This window comes from Marinoscillum pacificum (assembly GCF_024714495.1).
GTDB classification, from domain to species: domain Bacteria; phylum Bacteroidota; class Bacteroidia; order Cytophagales; family Cyclobacteriaceae; genus Marinoscillum; species Marinoscillum pacificum.
Map to the genome: position 1 here is coordinate 499,774 of NZ_JAMZMJ010000001.1, position 22,967 is coordinate 522,740.

General features: G+C 39.5%; 22 protein-coding genes. 9 read left to right on the forward strand and 13 right to left on the reverse strand.

Translation table 11 applies throughout. The features are described 5' to 3' along the window. Positions 1-76: 76 nt before the first annotated feature. From NXS00_RS02165 to NXS00_RS02180, 4 genes are all read right to left on the reverse strand, one after another. Positions 77-1,540: a M28 family peptidase gene (locus tag NXS00_RS02165; protein WP_258097471.1), complete on the reverse strand. Its 1,464-nt coding sequence runs from the start codon at positions 1,538-1,540 to the stop codon at positions 77-79. 128 nt (positions 1,541-1,668) lie between these two features. Next, positions 1,669-4,071 (reverse strand): ABC transporter permease, encoded by a 2,403-nt coding sequence (locus tag NXS00_RS02170; protein WP_258097472.1) that lies wholly within the window; start codon positions 4,069-4,071, stop codon positions 1,669-1,671. A gap of 183 nt (positions 4,072-4,254) precedes the next feature. Further along, positions 4,255-5,232: a TlpA family protein disulfide reductase gene (locus tag NXS00_RS02175; RefSeq protein WP_258097473.1), complete on the reverse strand. Its 978-nt coding sequence runs from the start codon at positions 5,230-5,232 to the stop codon at positions 4,255-4,257. A gap of 16 nt (positions 5,233-5,248) precedes the next feature. Further along, entirely contained in the window at positions 5,249-5,626 is a 378-nt protein-coding gene (locus NXS00_RS02180) for a hypothetical protein (RefSeq protein WP_258097474.1), read from the reverse strand. 50 nt (positions 5,627-5,676) lie between these two features. On the opposite strand from NXS00_RS02180, the gene hrpB reads away from it, so the two are divergent. Both hrpB and NXS00_RS02190 read left to right on the forward strand, forming a co-directional pair. Then, positions 5,677-8,160 (forward strand): ATP-dependent helicase HrpB, encoded by a 2,484-nt coding sequence (hrpB, locus tag NXS00_RS02185; RefSeq protein ID WP_258097475.1) that lies wholly within the window; start codon positions 5,677-5,679, stop codon positions 8,158-8,160. A 66-nt stretch (positions 8,161-8,226) separates the two neighbouring features. Beyond that, complete coding sequence (locus NXS00_RS02190; RefSeq protein WP_258097476.1) at positions 8,227-8,880, forward strand: hypothetical protein; 654 nt, start codon at positions 8,227-8,229, stop codon at positions 8,878-8,880. Positions 8,881-8,928: 48 nt separating this feature from the next. Here the strand turns inward: NXS00_RS02190 and NXS00_RS02195 are convergent, their stop codons facing one another. Then, positions 8,929-10,182 carry a cation:proton antiporter gene (locus NXS00_RS02195; RefSeq protein WP_258097477.1) on the reverse strand — a complete coding sequence of 418 codons (1,254 nt, stop codon included), beginning with the start codon at positions 10,180-10,182 and terminating at the stop codon, positions 8,929-8,931. A gap of 129 nt (positions 10,183-10,311) precedes the next feature. Then, positions 10,312-10,866 carry a hypothetical protein gene (locus NXS00_RS02200; protein ID WP_258097478.1) on the reverse strand — a complete coding sequence of 185 codons (555 nt, stop codon included), beginning with the start codon at positions 10,864-10,866 and terminating at the stop codon, positions 10,312-10,314. A 482-nt stretch (positions 10,867-11,348) separates the two neighbouring features. On the opposite strand from NXS00_RS02200, the gene NXS00_RS02205 reads away from it, so the two are divergent. The 3 genes from NXS00_RS02205 (at position 11,349) to NXS00_RS02215 (ending at position 13,348) form a co-directional block, all read left to right on the forward strand. Continuing rightward, entirely contained in the window at positions 11,349-11,531 is a 183-nt protein-coding gene (locus tag NXS00_RS02205) for a hypothetical protein (RefSeq protein ID WP_258097479.1), read from the forward strand. 74 nt (positions 11,532-11,605) lie between these two features. Further along, positions 11,606-12,559, forward strand: a complete 954-nt coding sequence (locus tag NXS00_RS02210; protein WP_258097480.1) for an alpha/beta hydrolase — start codon at positions 11,606-11,608, stop codon at positions 12,557-12,559. A gap of 9 nt (positions 12,560-12,568) precedes the next feature. Then, a complete protein-coding gene (locus tag NXS00_RS02215; protein ID WP_258097481.1) occupies positions 12,569-13,348 on the forward strand; it encodes a tRNA pseudouridine synthase A in 780 nt (259 codons plus the stop codon). Positions 13,349-13,499: 151 nt separating this feature from the next. On the opposite strand, the gene NXS00_RS02220 is transcribed toward NXS00_RS02215, so the two are convergent. The 6 genes from NXS00_RS02220 to NXS00_RS02245 all read right to left on the reverse strand — a co-directional run bounded on the left by NXS00_RS02220 (position 13,500) and on the right by NXS00_RS02245 (position 20,014). Next, positions 13,500-15,560: a M13 family metallopeptidase gene (locus tag NXS00_RS02220; RefSeq protein WP_258097482.1), complete on the reverse strand. Its 2,061-nt coding sequence runs from the start codon at positions 15,558-15,560 to the stop codon at positions 13,500-13,502. Between the two features lie 638 nt (positions 15,561-16,198). Continuing rightward, positions 16,199-16,696: a hypothetical protein gene (locus NXS00_RS02225; protein ID WP_258097483.1), complete on the reverse strand. Its 498-nt coding sequence runs from the start codon at positions 16,694-16,696 to the stop codon at positions 16,199-16,201. Between the two features lie 83 nt (positions 16,697-16,779). Further along, on the reverse strand, positions 16,780-17,529 hold the full coding sequence (locus tag NXS00_RS02230) for a hypothetical protein (RefSeq protein WP_258097484.1): 750 nt from the start codon (positions 17,527-17,529) through the stop codon (positions 16,780-16,782). 1 nt (position 17,530) lies between these two features. Beyond that, positions 17,531-18,229, reverse strand: coding sequence for a L,D-transpeptidase (locus NXS00_RS02235; protein ID WP_258097485.1), 699 nt, complete (start codon positions 18,227-18,229; stop codon positions 17,531-17,533). Then, positions 18,226-19,347: a L,D-transpeptidase family protein gene (locus NXS00_RS02240; protein WP_258097486.1), complete on the reverse strand. Its 1,122-nt coding sequence runs from the start codon at positions 19,345-19,347 to the stop codon at positions 18,226-18,228. The genes NXS00_RS02235 and NXS00_RS02240 overlap by 4 nt, the downstream gene beginning before the upstream one ends. Before the next feature lie 52 nt (positions 19,348-19,399). Beyond that, positions 19,400-20,014 carry a hypothetical protein gene (locus NXS00_RS02245; protein WP_258097487.1) on the reverse strand — a complete coding sequence of 205 codons (615 nt, stop codon included), beginning with the start codon at positions 20,012-20,014 and terminating at the stop codon, positions 19,400-19,402. Positions 20,015-20,124: 110 nt separating this feature from the next. Between NXS00_RS02245 and NXS00_RS02250 the strand changes: the two genes are divergently transcribed. Beyond that, complete coding sequence (locus tag NXS00_RS02250; RefSeq protein WP_258097488.1) at positions 20,125-20,697, forward strand: RNA polymerase sigma factor; 573 nt, start codon at positions 20,125-20,127, stop codon at positions 20,695-20,697. Positions 20,698-20,739: 42 nt separating this feature from the next. Continuing rightward, positions 20,740-21,138 (forward strand): hypothetical protein, encoded by a 399-nt coding sequence (locus NXS00_RS02255; protein ID WP_258097489.1) that lies wholly within the window; start codon positions 20,740-20,742, stop codon positions 21,136-21,138. Here NXS00_RS02255 and NXS00_RS02260 read toward each other — a convergent pair. Beyond that, positions 21,135-22,238 (reverse strand): hypothetical protein, encoded by a 1,104-nt coding sequence (locus NXS00_RS02260; protein WP_258097490.1) that lies wholly within the window; start codon positions 22,236-22,238, stop codon positions 21,135-21,137. The two genes, NXS00_RS02255 and NXS00_RS02260, sit on opposite strands and share 4 nt — an antisense overlap. A 194-nt stretch (positions 22,239-22,432) precedes the next feature. Here NXS00_RS02260 and NXS00_RS02265 point away from each other — a divergent pair, with 194 nt between their 5' ends. Then, positions 22,433-22,555 (forward strand): hypothetical protein, encoded by a 123-nt coding sequence (locus NXS00_RS02265; RefSeq protein ID WP_258097491.1) that lies wholly within the window; start codon positions 22,433-22,435, stop codon positions 22,553-22,555. Between the two features lie 46 nt (positions 22,556-22,601). Next, positions 22,602-22,814, forward strand: a complete 213-nt coding sequence (locus tag NXS00_RS02270; protein ID WP_258097492.1) for a Sec-independent protein translocase subunit TatA/TatB — start codon at positions 22,602-22,604, stop codon at positions 22,812-22,814. Positions 22,815-22,967: the final 153 nt, after the last annotated feature.

The window sequence follows — 22,967 nt, forward strand, 5'->3', positions numbered from 1 at the left end:
TAACTACGCAATAGACATCATGAAAATAAGTAGAGTTTTAATCGCGGATATTGACTTTCAAAAGATTTTTTGGTCTTTACAAAATACTCTGGTTACCCTCAAGCTGTAGGATTACCTCTTCTATAAATTTCACTCGCTTCTCTAAAGCTGAATAATCTATTTTCTGCCAGGTATCGGTTTGATGATGATAATCTTCATGAGTACCCGTATGGAAGAATATAGCCAAAATCCCTCGCTGATGAAAGCTGTAATTGTCTGAGCGACTGTAAAAGCCTCCAAACCCTTTCGATTGATCATGTCTATAATCAATTACTATTTCATCATTTACCTCATCCAGTTGATTGATCAATTCTTTGAGTGGATCAGATTGATCAGTACCAAGCACATACAAATAATCAGAATCCTGATGTTCTTCATCCTGCCTACCAATCATATCCAAATTGATATTAATTAAGACGTCATCTGGATTAAACGCGGGTTGATTGACATGGTATTTGGATCCGAGAAGTCCGGGCTCCTCTGCTGACATGGCAACAAATTCAATTCCATACGGCAAGTCCTTAATTCTACTTAATGATTCTGCCAGCTGCAGCATACCAGCAACGCCTGTTGCATTGTCATCAGCACCATTAAATATGCCTTCATCATTCTTACCCAAATGATCATAATGTGCTGTTACTACAATCTTCTTTTCACTATTTCCTGGGATAAACGCCGTAACATTTGCAGACTCCATTTCGTCTGTATCCAACTCAATTTTCACCGTGACTTTGCTATTAGGAACGCTTGTCAACTCTCCACTTTCTGCAATTTTCTGAAGTTTGGCTACACTATACCCCATCAGTTTTTTCATTTCACTCCGGGGTGTTATCACTGCACGAACTGACTTAACAACATCCTTCAACCTGAATGCTGTATCTCTAGGATTGGGAATATCTCTCAAACCATAATGATCCTTAAGATAATGATCTCTAAAAATTGATTTCATGGTAGACATCTGCTGAACATCATTACTTGATTTTACGGCAATCATGCCATAAGCGCCACGTTTATTCAGCTCCATTCCTATCTTAGTGTGAGCCATTAAATTGTCAATAAACACTACAACAAAGCGATCTTTTAAATCAATCTGTTCAAGCTCTTCATCACTTCCAAAGCCTCCAAAAACCACTTCTTTCTCAACCTCCTCTTGTTGAAAATAGCCGGAAGGCATAAAAATCACTTCTTCGAAATTACTCCAACGCTTATCTCCAATACTCAAATACGTTTCGCCCATATAACGCTTTTCCAAGGTAAAGCTTTCCAAATAGGATGATTGATTCCCTGGCTTCAATCCTAATCGCGCAAACTCCGCAATCAAATAGTTTTGGGCTTTAATTAATCCAGGTGATCCTGTCCCCCTACCTTCCAGTGAGTCAGATGCTAATACCTGAATATGCTTTTTTAGGGTTTCCTTTTCAACCAATGACTGATGTGACTGTGGATAGACCAATACAGGAAACAGAACAATAAGAATAGATAATAAATGAAGTCTACGCATAAGCTGGAGATTTAAAAGTTAATCAACTATGAATTTAGTTAATAATCATCAAATATCCAGTAGGTGCAATAAAAAAGCCCAACCTGATATTCAGGCCAGGCTTGTACTTGAAACTATGCTACTTAGTTTTATTCATATCTTAAGGACTTCACAGGATTCACCACCGCCGCTTTTAAAGTTCGGAGTGATGCAATTGCCAGGGAAACTCCTATAATTGTTACCATCGGTATGGCAAAAGTGAAAGCGTCCATTTCTTTATGGTTCGTGAAAATATCAGATATCAAAGCGTTGATGAGGTAATATCCGGCAGTAACGCCGATTACAGAGGAAATAAATAACAGCAAGAAATACCCTTTGCTTATCAAATAAACAATATGCCCTACTTCTCCTCCGAGCACCTTTCTTACGCCGATTTCTTTCGTTTTGCGTATCAAATTAATGGACACCAGGGTGAACAGCCCCAAACAAGAAAGAATGAATGCTACAACACCTAAGAAGGTAAAAATGGTCATGATGTTGTTATTCACCGTTTTCGCTTCTCTCAACAAATCGTTCTGAAAAAAACCTGAGAATACTTTATTCGGGATTTTACCATTCCACTCAGCTTCCAAATAATCATACACTTCAGTGATATGGTCAATATCCGTTTTACAAGCGATGAAACTGTATGTCCCATCATCTTCAAACTTAAGACTGCTCAGTCTAAACCCAGTTGGTTGTATTGGTGCCCAGAATCCATTCATGTAGAAGTCCTCTACAACCCCTACAACAGTCAGTGTTGTCGTATCATTTAGGGCTAAACGCTGACCAATTGGGTTCTCCCAACCAAATGACTTCACTAACTTTTCATTTACTATGATAGAGCTTCTAGTATCAGATGCCTCTAAATCTTTGGAGTACGATCTCCCTTGTAAGATTTCTAACCCCATGGTTTCCAAATAGTCAACTCCAACATCCATCATGTTGCTGTTTACTTCTTCACCTTCATTGATCAGTGTAGCCCCATAATTACCCTGACCGATATGATGTTTCGCACTCGCAAACGATGTAATATTGGGATTGGACATCATTGATGCTTTCATTTTCTGGTACTGAGTCTCATTCAGAAGGTTTACCGCAATCACCTGATCACGATCATACCCCATGTCCAATGTGTCCTGATATCTTGCATTTTGAATGAAAGCAACACTAGCAAAAATGGCTATCACTGTGAAGGTGTATTGAGTAGCTAAAAGGAACTTGGTTAAGCCACCTTTACTACCAATGCTTAAGCCACCGCGAAGTATGCTTACAGGTTGATATTTACTAATGTAAAGCGATGGATAAAGACCGGCCAATAAGGTAGTGAAAACCAATAGACCAAATAGAAACAGGTAGAAACCAATATCATCCGTCAGTTCAAGCTTCAACTCCATTCCTTCCCACATCGCCGCATAAGCCGGCACCAAATAAGTAGCAATACCAACCGAGATGATCAAAGCCAACAGACATACGGTCATGTTTTCGGTCATGAATTGGTTAATTAACTGCTTACGACTGCCACCAAGCACTTTTCTCACACCAATTTCCTTTAATCTTCTATTAGAGTTGGCAATGGCCGTATTGGTAAAATTGAAACATGCCACCAATAAGATGAGCAACGCCATGATCTGAGGAGTCAAAACGGCTGCTGGATCCATGGCATTAGACAAGTTATCCGCCCATATTTCACGTGAATTATGTGCATGAGTATTCATTGGGCTCAGCAAGAAGCGTGTTAACTGAAAGCCATCATTTGCCTGTTGCTGCAATGGAAGATATTGTTCTAACTGAGATTCTAATGCGGTTGCCTTTGCTGGATCATTGAAGTACACAAAAGTATTCTGAGCGAATGACGCCCAATTATTCCTCACATTGTCATCATACATTCTAAAACGATTCTCGAAATTGGTAAGTAGCTCAAAATGAACGGAGGAATTCTGAGGAGCACGCTCCACTACACCAGCAATGACGAAATTGAAGCTTATCCCTGTATCATCAAATACAGTTAAAATCTTCCCAATTGGATCCTCATCTCCATAGAATTTCTCGGCATAATCTTTCGTAACCACCGCACGATCTATCTCATGATAAGCAGACAAATTCCCTGAAACAAGAGGAAAGGTAAATGACTCCAAAAAGCCGGGCTCTGCATAACATACAGCTGTGTTGAATACCTTATCCGCCATCGATTCATCCCTCACGGTAAATACATGGCGCTCAAAGCGGAAAACCTTATCCACCCCAGAAAGATCTTCTCTCATCGCATCAGCCATTGGCATTGGAATACGCCCAAACTCATGAAGATCACCTTGTCTCTCGTGCATTCCATGCACCTTATAAATGTGATCTATTTGCGCATGATTGGCATCAAAGTCCCAATTGTATTTGGAGTTGAGATAAGCCACTATACAGCAGGCTAGAGCTAATCCCAGCCCTACTATGTTGATAGCTACATAGACTTTGTTTCTGGAAAGGTTTCTTACAGCAACTTTTAAAAAGTTCTTAAGCATGATCAGTTTAGTTTGAGGTCATGCACTATATTCCAACCATTATGCCAACGAAATTAATAATCTAATTATCAATTAGTTACAATTCGTACGCATTGATATTTCGTACAAAAACGTACACTTATTGAAATAAGAACGGACAGAATAACCTTCTGTTAAAAATGACGTAGCACAAATTACAGGAATCTAATTCGGTAAATATTTACTCAAATCTCCTGGAAGCTTTTCCCACCGACCGATCTCTTTTCCTGAAGGATCAAATAGCATGTAGGAAGGATATGCCTGTACCTTCATGGAGTTAGCAACCAATCCATACTCATCCCACAGATTGGTCCAAACGATTGCCTCTTTTTTGTCTTTATGATTGTTTAAGAAGGTATCTAAATCGGTATCATTCCATAGTGAAACAAATTTGACTTCTTCATTCAATTCATCATATGCTTTGCGCATATCTGGTATGCCTTTCAAACATGGTCCACACCAACTTCCAGATACTGCCACCAACCAATATTTGGTACCATCAGGCTTGATTTTAACAAATTCCTCTTCACCATTTTTTGCTTCCACTAGATGAAGTTGAGCATCCGAATAGAAATACTCAGAAGGTTTACGCAAATAGGCGTTGATAATATCTGTAGCCCAAAAAGACACATCATGAGCCTTTGCCAATTCCACATAATTCGCTAAAACTTCCCGACTTGTATATACGGTTTGGTTTTCAATGATTGATTTAGCCTCCAAAGCAAGGATTGGCTCAATAGGTCTTCCTTCCTGAAATTGATATGGAAACAGCCCCCAAGTGACTATCTCAGATGAGATTTGATCCAAGTCATTCTGATTTGTATCAGGATTCTCTATATTAAAGTCTAAATCTTGGTTTATTGAAATATTTACAATTGCATTAGGTCCATTTACCCAAACTCTGGACAATAGAACATCACCACGTCCTTTATGGATCATGAGAGAAACCGAATTTGGATAGTGCTCAAGATCAATCGAGTTTTCACCTGCCTGTAAGTAACTCCTACCCAGACCAGATCTTTCGTTAATAAATACCTTTTTTAGTTTAACATCACTTTTGACATTCACTGTAAAAGCTTGTACGGATAAGGTCATGGACATCATCAATAGACATCCAAAGATGATTTTGGAAAGATTTTTCATTAGTTATCGGTAAATATCAATGGTCGTTTTCTTTCGTTGGAACGGGAGATATGATCAAAGACTGATCAATGTTCTTGGCAGGCTCTTTTACAGGCATACCGTAACCTTCCATCTCAGGATGAAGAATAGGAATATCATCTACAAGATTAGTACCTACTTTGATGGTTAGGTTTGTTGCAAAAGGATTGGTTGCTGCAAGTCCTTGCGGTTCTTTAAAATTTGGAATTCCTGCCAGAGAATCATTTTTAATTGAATATCCTTTATGAAAATCATAGGGAGACTGGGGATATTCTTTAATCTGGGCATTTGCGGCAAATGCGCCAATTATTAGTAAAATCAGTATAGGCAATCTTTTCATTGAGTTAAGATACAAACTTTTGAAAAGAATTTCCATCAGTACAAGTTCTCCTTCCCTAGTTTTGCAGTTAAAAGAAGTTAACAACCTTGGCATTCAATCCATACAACATAGATCTTCCCATTACGGACGTCATTGACGAAGTAAAGAATCACTTAAAATCTGACAACACCTTAATCGTCAATGCTCCTCCGGGTGCCGGAAAAAGCACCTTGCTTCCATTGGCCTTAATGGAAGAAGACTGGCTAGGCGATCAAAAAATCCTCATGCTGGAGCCACGACGCTTAGCAGCTAGAAGTATCGCTAGCAGAATGTCTGATCTATTGGGAGATGCGGTAGGTAAAACAGTAGGTTATCGCGTACGTTTTGACAACAAAGTATCTGAAAAGACCAAAATTGAAGTACTGACAGAAGGAATTCTGACCAGAATGATCCATTCCGACAATGCTCTGGAAGGTGTCGGGATCGTCATATTTGATGAATTCCATGAGCGAAGCATCCATGCGGATGTAGCTCTTGCTTTGTGCAGAGAAGCACAGCAGGTATTGCGGCCAGACTTGAAGATCATGGTGATGTCTGCTACACTGGACATGCCTCAGTTGACTGCATTATTGAAAGCGCCAGCAGTAGTGAGTGAAGGTCGCCAATATCCTGTGGAAATGAAGTACACTGGCGACCAGGACATGATGATGCTTCCGGAAATGGCCGCCAGAACCATTCTCCAGGCAAGTCGTGAGCAAAAAGGAGATATTTTAGCCTTCTTCCCAGGAGAAGGAGAAATCCGAAAAACAGAAGAACTACTAAAAAAGGACCTTAAAGGATTTGCTATCCATCCTTTATATGGGATGCTTCCACAAGGCAAGCAGTATGCAGCTATAATGCCCAATAAGGAAGGTAAACGAAAAGTGGTCTTGGCTACCTCCATTGCAGAAACCAGTTTGACCATAGAAGGTATCACTACGGTGGTAGATACAGGGTTCGGTAGAAAGCAAAAGTTTGATCCTAAATCGGGATTATCTCGATTAGAAACAGTTCAGATCTCTCAAGATTCTGCTGATCAGCGTGCTGGACGAGCTGGTCGTCTAGGTCCTGGTGTTTGTTACCGCATGTGGACACCTGCTACACAGCATCAGATGGAACCACATCGTACGCCAGAAATTCTGGAAGCAGACCTCTCCTCTTTAGTTCTTGATCTGGCAAAATGGGGCATCACCAACCCTAATCAATTAACGTGGCTCAATGCACCTAATAGGGCTTCCGTAGCATTGGCAAGTGAAATGCTTCACCAACTCAATGCGCTGGACAATGGACGGATTACAGAACATGGTGAACGTGTTCACAAGCTTCCATGTCATCCTCGTATTGCTCACATGCTCATAGAAGCAGATGATCATGAGTTGCTGGATTTGGCTACTGATATAGCAGCTTTGTTGGAAGAACGTGATCCATTACCTAGAGAATCGGGAATTGATATCAACCTGAGAATTGAAACGTTGAGACGATTCCGTGAGGAAAATCGATTAGGCAAGAAATTTAGCCGAATTGAGAAGATAGCAAGTCAATACCGTCAAATGTTTGATATCGAAGCTGACAATGGACCTGTTGATGCCTATGAAACCGGTTTGGTGTTGTCCTTTGCTTATCCAGAACGAATCGCTTCATCAAGACCTGGAAATAACGCCCAGTTTCAGCTCGCCAACGGCAAATATGCCGTAGCAGGTCATCGCGATGACCTGGCCCACGAACAGTGGTTGGCGATTGCTCACATGGACGCTCGCGATGGATTAGGAAAAATATTCATGGCCTCACCTCTCAATCCACGAGACCTGGCACCAATGGTGAAGGAAAAGGAGGTCATCACCTGGGACACCAAACATGGAGGATTGATTGCAAGTAGAGACCTACGAATTGGTAGTATTGTGTTGCAATCCAAACCTCTACCTGATCCAGATGAATCGGAATTAGTACAAGCCATCTGTGATGCTATCAAAAAAGAAGGTGCTAACCTATTGGATTTCAATGAAGAAGTAGAGCAATGGCAAAACCGCGTTTTATCTCTAAAGAAATGGAACCCAGAACAGAACTGGCCAGATGTAACTACTTCTACTTTGTTAATCACTAATGATGAATGGCTAGCTCCATATCTGGATCATGTGAAGAAACCAGAGGATTTGAAAAAATTGGATCTGGTGAATATTCTACAGCATAGTCTGCAGTTTGACAAACAGCAAATACTGAATGAGCTGGCTCCATTGAAAATAGAAGTTCCTAGTGGTTCCAATATCAAATTGCTCTACAGAGATAATGGAGAACCTCCGTTCTTAAGTGTGAGATTGCAAGAATGCTTTGGACTGGAAGATACACCTAAGATCAATGGAGGAAAGACCTCTGTATTGATGCAACTGCTATCTCCAGGATTCAAACCTGTACAGATCACTGGAGACTTAAAAAGCTTTTGGAGCAATGCTTATTTTGAAGTGAAAAAGGATTTGAAGCGTAGATATCCTAAGCACCACTGGCCAGATGATCCCTGGACAGCTGAGGCTGTCAGAGGAGTCAAGAGAAAGTCATGATAAATATTCTTTTTTAACCTTATCCATTTCTCACATTCATCGTATATGCTCCTCAATTGCATATCAATGAAAAATAAGAACAACTATCATGTGAAAGTTCTCAGTCTGAAAAAAGTGACTGAACTTCCAAATGGATGGACCAACGAAGATTATCTCAACGTTTTGGAACTAGCTGACTTTGATGATATTGATCAAATTGATCCTTCTGAACTGAAAGATTATACTATTTTGGCTTTGCAGGAATTAGAACCCGATGAAGCAGCTGACATTGTTCTTCAATATGTTTTGGCAGACAAACTTAAGCCAGGTCAAATCGAAAACCTGGCTCATGAAATGCTAGATGAAAAGCAATGGGAAGAATATCAGGACATTCTTTTACACAAGGACCTCTTTAATGCTGGAGTATTGTTGAAGTGGGCTTTTCCAAGAAAATTTCCAGAGACCTATGCGCTAAAATGTGTACTGGAAGTAAAAGGGATGGAACTCTCTACCATCAGTAAATCATTCATTTCAAGACTTTTAGCACATGGCATGGATGATCATGCAGTCATTAATAGATTATTTGATGAGCAGATTGCGGGAACGAAATTTCCTGAATCAGAAGGAATTGTTTGGCAGCATGAGATAGCTGAAGATATAATCACTGTTTATTCTTCCAACTATTGGTTACATGCTTTGAACGAAACAAGCGAATATCAATCAAATGCATATTCTGATTGATGAAAAATCATATTCAGCAATATCAATTGAATGAGTTTCTGTCAAACATTAAGCGCTTTTGATTTCAGGAAAGCGCTCTCTCATTAAAGCAGGTAGTGTGAAGCCCTGAAACAGCATTGAACAAACAACTACGACATAAGTCATTGTGATTAATAAATCCTTGCCAGGAAATGTCGCTAATGCAAGTATTAACACAATTGGTAGCCCTCCTCTGAAGGCACTCCATGTCATGACAGGGACCGTATTGACGTTGAATTCATAAGAAGCTGATAGTATCTTCACTGGAATCAACACACCTAACCAACGACCCAGGAAAACCACGTTGACAGCAAAGAATCCTGCGACGAAATAGCCAAGTTTCCACTCGATGGCCAACATTTCGAGTCCCATCAATACAAAAAGCATAACGGCCATAATTTGCTCTACCAAATACCAAAACTTATATACGTATTTGCCTACTGAGCCTTCGCCAGTCTTATTTCTACCTAGATTTCCAATCAAAAGCCCCATAACGAGTGACACGGTTTTGGAATAGATTGAGAAATACCCTGAAATGAACGATCCAACTAACACAAGAGCTACAGTTATTAGAACTTCAATATGTACGTCATCATTATTTATAAAACGAAGAAGGTAATGTCCCAGAAAGCCTAATGCAAAACCGATAGCTACGCCACCAATAAGCTCTAAAACTAAGATTTCAGTAACTGCAAAGAATGTAATTGCTTCTGACTCAGCAATTATCTCAAGATGGTACAATACAAAAGCCAAAACCACAGAAAAAGCTCCATTAAACAAGGATTCACCTTCCACTTTCACTAACAATATTTTTGGAAGTGCAAATCGCTTAGTGGTGTTAGTAGCAGAAATAGGATCAGTAGATGAAATTACTGCACCAAAAATCAAACTGTACATGTAATTGATTTCGATTCCGATAGCATTAAGCAGAAGATACAGAATCGTACCAATCACCATCGTAGAGATAATTGCCCCTACCACTGAAACGATAATAATTGCAGCTTTTTGCTTACCCAATTTATTGATATCCATACTCAATCCACCTGCAAACAAGATGAAACTAATCACAAATTGATTAAGCACCTGATTGAAATCAAAACCACGAATTTCACCAATTATGTTCCAGCTTGGAAACAACACATTGCACAACCCTAATAAGAAGGATAGCACTATCGTTAGTATCATCAAACCTAGAGAAGATGGCAGCTTTAGGAAGAAAGTATTAATGAAAATAAATAGCCCAGATATAAAGATAATGGACGCAATGAGGTCAAAAACGTGCATGGCAGTGATCCTTTAAGTCACAAGTTTAATGCATAATATTGAATTAATCATAGGGAAATTACACGAAATGAATATCCGTATAAATACCTGTTAGACAACACTATGCGATAATATAATTCATTTGACAATTTAATCTACTCTTCTCAAATCATATTGAAATCCATTTTTCGGATTAGTCAATCTCAATTCCTTCCCATAAAACCATGCCTCCCACATCACGTCATCACTCTCAAATACAACCTTGTGATGACGCGTATTGATGACAGAAGCTCCGTTTTCCACCATCTGACCATCCACCTCTATTCGATAACTTTTAGCATCTATTTGCATGAAAGTGGTGGCAACATGCTTCACATCTCCGTTATCGCGTGTTTTATAGATTTGCCATGTTCCAAGAACACGCTCCTCAAAATCATCAAAGTCAGGGACTTTATCAATTATTGAAAAGTACATTTCGGTGACTTTGTAGCCATCATCAAGTCCTTTCAGTATAATTTGATTGGGAAGTATGGTTAGACTCCAATCAGCATTAAATCTACCTCCGGATTCTGAAGATAATTTGAGTATGCTCCCTGTGAGCTCATAAAACCCCAGATAATCCCCTTTTACCAGGGAGAGTGCAAATGAACCATCCTGTTTAAACTCAATAAACTCAGGACTATGAGAGCGATCTATCCCATCCACGTTAATGGTTTGGAGCTCATACAAACCATAGAGATCAGACCTTGATGGATTACATGAACAGAGGAGAAATAGGACAAAACTCAGATTGAAACAAATAAATAGGTACTTGGCCACAAGGTATTCAAGGTTAGTGTTAGGCAATAATTTGAATGACAGTTTGTCCGATGTGGAAAACTATTTCCACTTTTCGACGAATGGAATCAAAATCAAATCAATGACAATATTACCATTCGAAACTTATTGAACTTACTCATTTTTAACAATTGTATTTCAATATCTTATGATTTTGCCAAAGAAAAAAAGTTGATAAATTTTAAATCTAAAGAACAACATTTCAACGTAAGTGCAGTTGAGATTAGGCGATGTATAACTGTTGTAATTGGAAAATTAATGCAGTAAATTCTTAAGGACTTTTTGGTGGTAATTGGCATCAAAATTGTCTTAAGGGAAGAAGAAAAGTAAAAATTTAAACCGCCATGAAAATGAACTACTATACTTCAGGCCAAAGTCTCAGTCATATTGAATCTGAATTACACCGATTACAGGGTGAAATGCTAGAAAAACGTAGAGAGCGTAAATATGATGAAGTGGAGAACTTGGAATATCTAATTGATCAACTTCATTTGAAATTTTCTAACCTTAAAAATCAAGTTCAGACATACTGACATTTTTTAAGGCAGAAAGCAACAAATTGATACTTTTGGAGGTATTGTTTTAAATGACAATAACCAAAAGACGGATGTTGGTATTTTTTATCGTCAATGGGGTCTTCCTCCTACTCATACTTTCAGGTATCGTATACTTTTTTGTATCCAACAAAGCACCTATCCTTCAAGGTAAGGTACATTATCGGATACCCTTTAAGCCCAGTCAAACACTGGACATCTATAGACCCATCAATTCACTGTATGACGAAGCTCCAGTACTAATCTATTTTCATGGAGGAGCATGGGTAGTTGGCCGCAAAGAGGCCATTAACATGAATCGCTTCAATGGAGCAATCAACACACTAAGAGAAGCAGGATATTGTGTTATTAGCCCATCTTATACACTTGCCAAAGATGGAAAATCTCCGTTTCCAGAATGCATCAGAGATGCTTACGATGCCATATCCTGGCTCGAAAAACATGGAGAAGAATATCAACTCGACTTGAATAATGTTGGAATTTTTGGAGAATCTGCTGGAGCACACATCGCCATGATGACTGCTTTTGCTCCTCCAGAAGCATTCGAAGCCTCCTCTCATTCCATTAAATTCAATTACCTCATTGATGTCTACGGGCCTGCAGATATGGATATGCTATATCATGGACCTACACTAGATACTATTGGAGCGTATTTGAATAAACTCCCTGCCTCTGTCAAACAGCGACTAGACCTTTCTCGAAAGCTATTTGGATTTGATCCCACTGAAGATAGTATAAGAGCAAATGACTTCATGAAACGCTATTCACCTTCAAACTATCTCACGGAGAAAGCCCCACCTACGCTCATTATTCATGGCAACTCTGATCGTGTGGTACCTGTAGAACAATCTCTACAGTTGAGGAAAAAATTAGACACTTTGGGGATTCCGAACGAATACCATGAACTAGATAAAGTAGATCATGGATTTATCAAAGCAAAAAAAGATCAGCGTCGACAAGTACAAACATGGCTGAGCAATTTTGTCCAAGAACATTATGCAAACTAGTATTGCAAAATGTCTAAATGGACCATCCATTATCTGGTAAGAATTGATTTTTTAGGATTTCGATACTCTGGTTGGCAAAAACAACCCGGAGTAAAGACTGTCCATGGAATGATCGATAATACCATTCGCTATGTGATGGGTGAACAAGAGTTCAAAACACTCGGTTGTAGCAGAACGGACGCCAAGGTATCAGCAGAAGACTATGCTTTCGAGCTGTTTCTAACTGAACCAATCGATCCTGATACATTCTTAAGGGAATTCATCATCAATCTTCCTCCAGACATCAGAGCACAATCTATTGAACCTGTCGGTTCTGATTTCAATATCATACAAGACGCCAAGGTCAAGGAGTATCACTACCACTTTACCTATGGAGATAAACCCAGTCCTTTTTTGGCTTCTGAAATGGCTGTTTTCCCTGAAGAGCTCGACCCAGAATTGATGCTTAAAGCTGCAGAGCTATTTACAGGAACACATAACTTTAGAAGGTATGTGAACAAGCCTAGCGGTGACATTCAGTTTGAACGTGAAATACTTTCTTCCTCATTTGAGGTTCTTACTGACAATAATTCACGTCTCAACAACTTACCTCATTGTGTATTCAAAGTTTCAGGAAATGGCTTTATGAGATACCAGGTTCGCTTAATGGCTGGCACAATAGTAGCTGTTGGCAGAGGCGAATGGACACTAGATCAGGTACAGGCTTCCTTGATTCCTGACATAGAAGAATCTTTACCGTGGGTAGCTCCAGCTTCAGGATTGAGATTGCATAAGATTACTTTCGAATAAAAAAAGAACGTATTTCATCGTTCTTATATCCCTGCTTATTGGCTGACAGATTTATTTCAGAATACCTTCGGTTATAAAAAAAGCATCTCGTCATCCTGAACTTGTTTCAGGATCTTCAAGATGCTTTTTTAAATTAGTCTCTTAAAAAATCTTACCAGATTTTCACACGCTCTTCTTCAGGTCTCCAAAGCTCATCGCCTTCCTTCAGATCAAACGCCTCGTAAAATGTTTCCATGTTGGTCAATGGACCAATAGCTCTAAACATACCAGGAGAATGTGGATCGGTCAATACCTGAGTTCTCAAAGTTTCATCTCTGTACTTCGTTCTCCAGATAGTTGCCCAGCTAATGAACAATCTTTGCTCTGGAGTAAATCCATCGATTAAACCAGGATTACCGTTTTCAGCTAAATAGATTTGAAGTGCGTCATACGCTGCATTCAAACCTCCTAAGTCACCAATATTCTCACCTAGAGTCAGTCTACCTTGTACGTTTACAGAGTCTAGTGCTTCATAAGCGTCAAACTGAGCTACCAGTTTATCTGTACGCTCTGTGAAACGCTCACGATCGCCTTCAGTCCACCAGTTCACCATGTTACCTTCCCAGTCAAAACGGCTTCCCTGATCATCAAAACCATGAGAAATCTCGTGTCCGATCACAGCTCCCATTCCACCATAATTTACAGCGGCATCTGCTGTGTAGTTATAGAAAGGAGGTTGTAAAATAGCCGCAGGGAATACGATTTCGTTGTTCAGTGGATTGAAGTATGCATTTACCGTCTGAGGGTTCATTCCCCATCTAGCTTTATCTACGGGCTCGCCTACTTCTTTGATATTTTCAGCAAATTCCCATCTCCATGCATTTTCCATGTTAGACAAGTAGCTATAAGACTCGCCACTGCTTTCTACGTTTAACGATGAATAGTCTCTCCACTTGTCAGGATATCCGATTTTAACTGTAAGACTATTCAGTTTTTTCAAAGCCTGAACCTTAGATGAATCAGACATCCATGGCAAGTCCTTGATTCTTTGATCAAATGCTTTCATCAGATTTGCTACCATCTCTTCAGCACTAGCCTTCGCTTCTGGAGGGAACGTTTCCGCTACATACACTTTACCGATAGCCTCACCAATCACACCATTGGTTGTAGACAAAACTCGCTCTTCACGTGGTTGCATTTTATCCGTACCCCGAATTACTTTACCATAGAAGTCAAAGTTGGTCTGAACCATCTCATTGTTCAGGAAGTTGGCAGCTCTATTCACCACATTCCACTTCAAGTAAGCTTGAATCGCAGCAAGATCAGTATCTACGATTAACTCATTTACTTCTTTCACAAACTTAGGCTGAGTAACAATTAGGGTATCAACTTTACTCATATCTACACCTACCGTTTTGAAATAGGTGTTCCACTCGATGTTAGAAGCAATGTCTTGCAAACCTTCAACAGTCATCGGATTGTACAATGCAGGAATATTTCTAGACTCAATTGGTGTTAATGATGCAAGCGCTAAACGATTTTCGATATCCATAACGTCATTGGCCATAGCCTCCTGATCACCATCTACTTTAGCCACTGTGAGCATTTTAGCCACATGCTCTACATACTTTTCGCGGATTTCTTTTGACTTTGCATCATCCTTGGTGTAGTAGTCTCTATTTGGCAAACCAAGTCCTCCAGCACCTACATACAATGCATTCACCTTGCTATCCATCAAATTAGCAAATGAACTTACTCCGAAAAACGGGCCATATCCATTCAAATGCATCTTTGCAATCAACGCCTGCAATTCATCAGTATTGGCAACACCATTGATGTCATTCATCCATTTATCAAGAGCAACCACTCCTACTTTCTCAGCAAGTACAGAATCCATTCCTACAGAGAAGAATGAGATTGCCTTGCGCTCATCACTTCCTTCTTTGAATTCTGGATTTTGAGCAGCCTTATCCATGATGTCCAACATGATTTTGTCGTTCTTATCACGTAGTTCACCAAAGCCACCCCATCTTCCTTCATCTTCTGGGATCTCAGTAGTCTCTAACCAGCCACCATTGGCAAACTGGTAAAAATCCTCTTTCGGACTAACTTCTTTGTTCATCATGGCCATGTCCAAACCTGGAGGCATGTCCGTTTTTGCTTCCTCTTTAGGAGGATTGCAAGCACTAAACAAGACTGCTAGTGCTAAAGGGGTAATAAAAATCTTCTTCATGATATATTAGGATTGAAGAACAAATATATGAATATGATTCACAGCGATTTAGGCGGATTTATGAATGGTAAATTGGAGTGATGGACTGGGTTTTGGGTTCTGGGTTCAGGAGTTCTGAGTTATGGGTTGGGAGTCAAATCAAAATAGGCAATAGAAAACTAATCAATAGGCAAAGAGAAAGCTTGATGTTGGATGTCGGGTGTTGGATGTTAGGTGATTAGCTATCAGTTTATTAAGAACAGTTTTCAGACTCAATATGATGCCGATTATTCTATTACCATTTATCATCCAACTCACCCCAAGCACATTAAATCCTTGACATTAATATGGATCAAAGCCCCTCTCTTCCCAAGAGAGGGGTTGGGGTGAGTTCATCCAAACGATTTTGAATTAGGCATTTTACCATAAACCTCAGATATCGCATCTACAAAATCTGAATTCATTTAATTATACAGAGGGGCATACAGCTAATTCACCAATCACTAAAACAAACCACAATAGGCAATTACTCAATAGGCAAAGAGAAGGCTTGATGCTGGATGCTAGGTGCTTGAAGTCTGATGTTGATGAAAGTTCACTATTACACCATTCACTAATCACTGGTTACCGACTTACTGATTCACCATACTCCCAAGCAACTAAGCTGCTCTTCTTGGGGTAATCGTAGGAGAAGTAGACTTATGGATTAACTGATGAATTCGTGCATTCCATTTTTTAGCCAACACTCCATGAAATCCTTTTTCAAACGGGTCATCAATTTTGGCATCAAAGAGCGTGATTACTTCAAAAGGATGGTTCTGGTCATCACGATAAGTTATAATTAGCTGTATCATATTTGGAGTATCTACCACCTGACTGTTCCAAACCTTCGTTAGGTCGATTATTCTCCACTTATAATTGGCGGTCGAAGTATCCACCCAAACCATAGCCTTTTTCAAAGGATCAATTGCGAGACCATGATCATTCCAAACATCCTTTTCTGTAAACTTAAAGTTCCCTTTAAATTGAATTCTGGATATAATTTTAGAGGTCTTTAACAACCGCTTTTTCCCTAAATAAACAAAGAAAACTACCGGAGCAAAAATTGCTATTGTGAATAAAATACCCATTATAAGGGTAGCACTATCTGTTATCATCTTTTAGACATCCTGATTATTCAGGATTCAATAATTGAGACGTTGATCATCAGGGAAGTAACATCATAGATAACGAGAATATTTTACTCAGACCAGTTTACAACCACAACAGGCCTAGCAGGTAATGCCCGGTAAATGGAGCGCATATCAGATACAGGCAATTTTACTCTGACCGATGGTGTATAGCTTGGTTGACTAAATGTCAAAAAACCCTTTAAATCCGTTTTGAATTCATGCCAATACATCGCTGAAAAGAATTTGTATCGGGTAGTAGTTTCTAACCAGGTATTCCCACTGTCCTGTTCTATGATCAACTGGAGATTTGACTCCAAAACAAACTGCAAATACGCAGGGTTTTGAATAAGGGTATCTGGTTCATAAGCATTCACGGCAGCCTCTTCAGGATCCTTTGGTGCATCTCTGACCACAATTGGTTCTTTGACAATTGTTGATCTCACCGACCCAATGCTGGTACTTGTAGCATACTGATGCAGGTATAATGCATCTGGCAGACGTGTCAACCAAGAATCCACCGCCAATGCGGACATTTTGGTAGAGTGAAGCGTCACACCATGGATGTTAATTGACACAGTGCTGTCATTTAGGTTAATAACCAAACCAATAGAATCACTCTGAGTCTGGTCGAGCAGTTCCTTTTTGAAAGCAAATTCTCTTGCCAGGTCACTGGTAGCCATCGGGTAAAAATCCTGCGAGAGCGAATCCAAAAGTTTGGACTTTTCCAATCTCCTCAGCTCCGCTACTGGGCCCATCTTTCTGTAAATAAGAAATATGAAAACAATGCCCACAAATGCGTAGGTTAAATATCTCGTCATGTTAATAGATATATACTTTAGAGCCAGTAGTAAGTGATTTGTACACCAATTCCAGGTTTTCATCATTTAGGCGCACACAACCATGTGTGACCGGAAGTCCTAGAAATCGCTGATATAAAGTACCGTGTATGAGATATCCCTGACCCAGGCTAAGTGCATAATCGCCCAAAACACCATATTCAAACCTGGACACAGCATTGGCAGCTGGAACCGGCAATCCTGCCTCCACAAAAGCCCAGTCAGGTTTTTTCCATACCGGCGAAGTGGTCTTGCCTTGTATTCTAAATTCACCTTTCGGTGTTTTAAACAGCCATTGCTGCTGGTCACCATTTTTCAATAGCGTATAGCTTCCTGTACTGCATTTATCCTGTTTGATCAACTCCGTTTTCTTATATAGCTGAAACTCGTTTTCAGCCGTATTAATCACCAGATAATAATTGGCAGGTATTTTAGCTTGAAGTTTTTTATCAAGTTTTACGATCTCCGCTTGAAGTTTCGCTTTGTGAGCAGAAACAGAAATTGAGTCTTCTACCAGGTTATACTTACTTAATGTACCCCTTAATAGAATCTGCTGAATCACGTTCGGCCCAATCAGCAATGCAATAAGAACAAGTACTCCAATGAAGATTCTACGGATCAAATAGTGAGAATAGACTGGTCTAAGTCTGATCCACAAACGATTAAAAAGGTTAAGTATCATGGTTTGGCAGATGATGATGTACGTATTTCATCTAAAGGTCGAAGTGATCCAACAATGGTCACCGGTGTATTGACCTGGCTATAGCCGAATACTATATCCATGTCCGAATTATTTAAAGCAATGCATCCATCAGTCCAATCCACACCCTTACCTCCTCCTCCATGGATTTCAATAAGGTTACCAATACTCACTCCTTTTTTGATTCGACCCTGACTCTGAAGTTGACTAAATCTAATTTTATCCTCATCATTCGGATAATTGATCAGTAGCGCCTTATAATACCTGGTGTCGCCATTGACCTTGGTCTTCACAATGTGGTAATTCCCTTCAGGTGTAGTCTTGTCACCTTGATGCATTTTATCACCAATCCAATTGGCACCTAATTCTACTGGTAATGTTTTCACCAACTTACCGCTTTTGTAGATTTTGCATTCTCGAGCAAACTTATCCACCACAATGCTGGTCGTTTTTTCTCTGGATGATCTGACAATAGCTTTATTCACCCATTTCATCCATTGGTCATATTCTTCAAAGTAGTTGGCAAGTAGCTGATGTGTGTGATCAGTCAAACCTGTGATTAGTACCTGTGCATTATCTAGCTTGAGCTTACTTCGTTTCAAATCTTTTCTTTCATAAGCAGATTTCGCTTCATGATACAATAGCCTGGCATTAGCGAGCTCCTGCCTGAGGGACTTGGTTAATGGAACATTGGCATAATTCTGATCATAGTTGAGGATCATTTTATCGATCCTTCCCAATTGATCAGCAACCAGTTGTTTCAATTCCGATTCCGCCAGCTTAGCGGTACGCAATGCAGAGTTCGCGATTTTAGCAGCCTCGTTAGCCAAATTTCGGGCCGACTGATAATCTCTGTAAAGAATGAATCGTTCATTTTCTGTTGACCAAAGATTCATGGCTGAATCATACAAAGTCTGAGCTCTTTTAAGTGTTGGGTAAGCATAACTATCAGATTTTGCCTGCATGGCAGAGGTAATTGCCGTTCTGGCAATAGAAATTTCAGAGGCAGGACTGATATATTGTGAGTTGGATAGTCTGATAAAAACAATCGTGGTAATCAAAACAACTACCACGATCAATGCGATAAAATAACGCAACATACATAAATACTGCCACGTCTCATTTTACTAAGACATGGCAGACTTTGCTTGATTATCCTTTTCTACCTTTTGTATTAGCCTTGTATTTGCTAATCACCTCTTGTAACTCTGTGTTGATAGCCAAAGCTTTCTCTTTAGCAGCGTTCAATTGATCTGCACTTTTACCGTACTCTTCTGCTGCAATCAAGTCTGATGTACTGTTAACTGAAGTTTCAATAGCACTTAGTTCACCAGTAATCGCCTGCAAAGCCGCAGTACCTTCTTTGCCAGTTGGAGCCTCACCAATTAGCTGCTTATTTGCCGCCAAAAGCTCTTTTACTTCAGCGAGGTTTGCTTCAATTTGCTGTTTAAGCTCTTCTTTTCTGGCCAATGCAAGTGTTTTCACCTCTGAAGCTTGTTGTTGCAAACTCGCCAGTTGTAGTTTCACCTCATCGTATTTACCAAAGAATTTGGTCTTTTGAACTTCCACTTGTTCTATAATAGACTTCATAGAATCTTCTAATGCGATATATTCTTCCTGAGCATAAATTTCGGCACCAGCCGCCTTTGTCTCATTAATAACTACATTGGCTTGATCAATCTCAGCTTGAGGTACTTCTCCACATGCTACTATCAAAATGGACATTACACCTAGTGTTAATATGCCATTTACAAACTTTCTTATCATTGTATTCAGTGTGATATTTTGAATATCTGATCTTGAGACGCAACACCTTCAAAAAGTAACAGCGTCACATAAATATTTTTCGTAACTTTTTCCCGAATTAATAAAAACACGTGACCCGAATCAATTATCACGAATTATCCGATGAGGAAATAGTAGCCAAACTGGCTGCTGGAGGTCATTCGGAAGCATTTGAAGTACTATACAAACGGTATCATTCCAAGGTACTAGGCAAGTGTCACAGTTTTGTGAAAAACAGAGAATTAGCTGAAGAACTCGCAGAAGATGTGTTTTCTAAAACGTATGAAAAGCTTGGTTCATTTAAGAGCAAGTCCGCCTTTTCATCCTGGCTATATTCCATCACATACAATCACTGTATTGACTTTTTACGTCTAAAAAAGAAGCTACACTATCCCCAATGGAACAGTGAGAATGAACTACCTGACATCATTGATGAAAGTGACGAATCAATTTCAGAGATTACCTATGAGAATTTGTTAGAAATCATGGAAATGATACATCCTGAGGAAAAAGCTCTTTTACTCATGAAATATCAAGACGATTTGTCGATCAAAACCATTAGTGAGGCATTGCGTATTACAGAAAATGCGACAAAGATGCGCTTAAAGCGTGCAAGGTCTCGGGTAATTTATCTTTACAAAAACAAGTTTGATGATGCTCAATAACGTTACCTCGGAGAGATATTTCGTCTTAACAACCATATGATCATGGATAAGTTATTAAAACAACTAGTGGATGGCACTGGGGTTACTCCTCCTTCATTATGCGCCCAGTCTTTTGCAAGCAAATATCCACAGGCTATCAATCCTGAATGGCAAATCAGAGGTGAGCGTTTTGAGGTAATTTTTCATCTTGAAACCACTGAATATGTGGCTGAATTTGATTCAAATGGTCTTTTAGTAAAATACACCATGCAACTAACCGCTGAGTCTCTACCAGGGTTTGTTAGTAATCAACTGAGCCAAACAGGAGAACTGATGAATGCTGTATTGGTCAATGAAGGAAATCAGATCAGCTATGAAATCATTTACAGAAATGCTGACTTGAGCCGATTCATGATGGTACTGGATCAGTCTGGAAATATCATTACAGAGAAGGAACTCTAAAGATTCATCATGCTTAAAATTTCTTCTCTTAGCTTCTCATTAGAAGCTACTGCTATGATGATGGAGACAACCAAACCTATCAAGGCATGAAGCAGATCCTTCCCGATTAGTTTCCATGTTACATCAAGTGCTTTGTCCTTTTTATACTTAATAGCAATCTCCCTACCGCCAAGTAACCCAATAAACACCCAGGTAGTACTCATAGGTATAGTATTGATCCAACTGAAAAGTATTAGAATAAAACCATAGACCAGGTCAATCATGGTCGCCTTTCGGATATCCTTGGTATCTGTTTTTTCATCAACAATCTGCTGAATTTTATCTCCCTTCAAATAAAAAATGAGTCCCAGTCCTAAAAACACTGTTAGACTAAATACCAGAAATTGAATCAAATCAAGTTTCCGGGGAAGGTACACAGCAATATTTGCTGCATCCTGAATGATCCACAATACCCAAAGCAATCCACTGGTTATCCATTGAAAAACCACCCATCTCGTTTTTATATGGCCCTGAAACCAGTTCTTCATCCACCGATCCAGAGCGATCCAAATAATGGCCGCTGTTATAAAAGCAATGAGATATCCAAAAACACTCTTCTCAAACACTCCTAATACTGCTTCTGGACTGGCGCTGAAGGCACTAAGCAAAAGAAATGTAGTTGAAACCGGTACTTTCAATCTGGTGATGATCAGAAGAAAAATAGGCGCAGCTATTTGCAAAAAGTGAAATGACGTTGGGGCTTGCGAAAATCCCTTGGATGAAAGTCTCTGAAAGGTAACATCTCCATCATAAAGCAACCAACTTGTCAATACAGTTCCGAGGAACAGCACTCCAATGAACAGCCAAAGATGCCACCAAGGCCTTGAATTATTAGAAGAAATAAAGGTACCGATGGTCTGTATGCTATCATTGGCTGTAGATGAGTAAGCTGCCAATACGAATCCAACCCACATGGCGATGTGCGGAAAAGGATAAGAAATCCCGGCGATCAATATGCAAATGGCTATTAACCAAATAAAATTAGCATCCTTTTGGATCAACAATTGGAGAAAACTAAACCTGGCAGGAATGATCAACCCCTTTTTTTTCTTGGATATCATCTGTGAGTTAAAAGAATGTGAAAGAACACATTTCGATTGAGAAATATTTTAGTGTCCTCAACTGTGACTATTTAACATTTTCGCGTCCTAATAATTAAAGACAAATGAAGTGAAACGATTAGTAAATTCAGCCTGTCTATTTGAATTTCTATGAGCACTTCTATAACAAGGCAATTTATTATTCTATTGATTATATGAAACAATTATCTAAAGTTCTATTTGTGGCTCTTTTGGGTGCAGGTGTAGGCTGGCTACTTTACAAGCAGTCAAAAAAGGAAAAGCGTAATGAAGAAGTCGAGAACAGTGGCGAATACTAATCACTTCCATACCCTCTTATACTGATAATTAACTCCTTTCACTACTATGATAGCAATTGAAAACCACACAATTTTGGCATTTGGTATGCCTGGTGGCGGAGAGATTCTGGTAATCCTCCTGTTTGTGATAATCTTTTTTGGTGCTAAGAAAATCCCAGAACTTGCACGAGGACTCGGCCGGGGAATCCGGGAGTTTAAAGACGCAACACGAGAGGTCAGAAAAGAAATCGAAGAGGGAACCAAAGAATTGAAAAATTAAGCCAATAACCGCATCTTCACATGCGGTTATTTTTTTGACCCAAATTATGCATTAAAGCATAATTTGCCCAAATGGCTGACGAAAGCTTCGCTTTGTCAGGACGGTCCGCCGCAGCGGTTACCCTGACAAATAATTCTAGAATTAAGAATTATT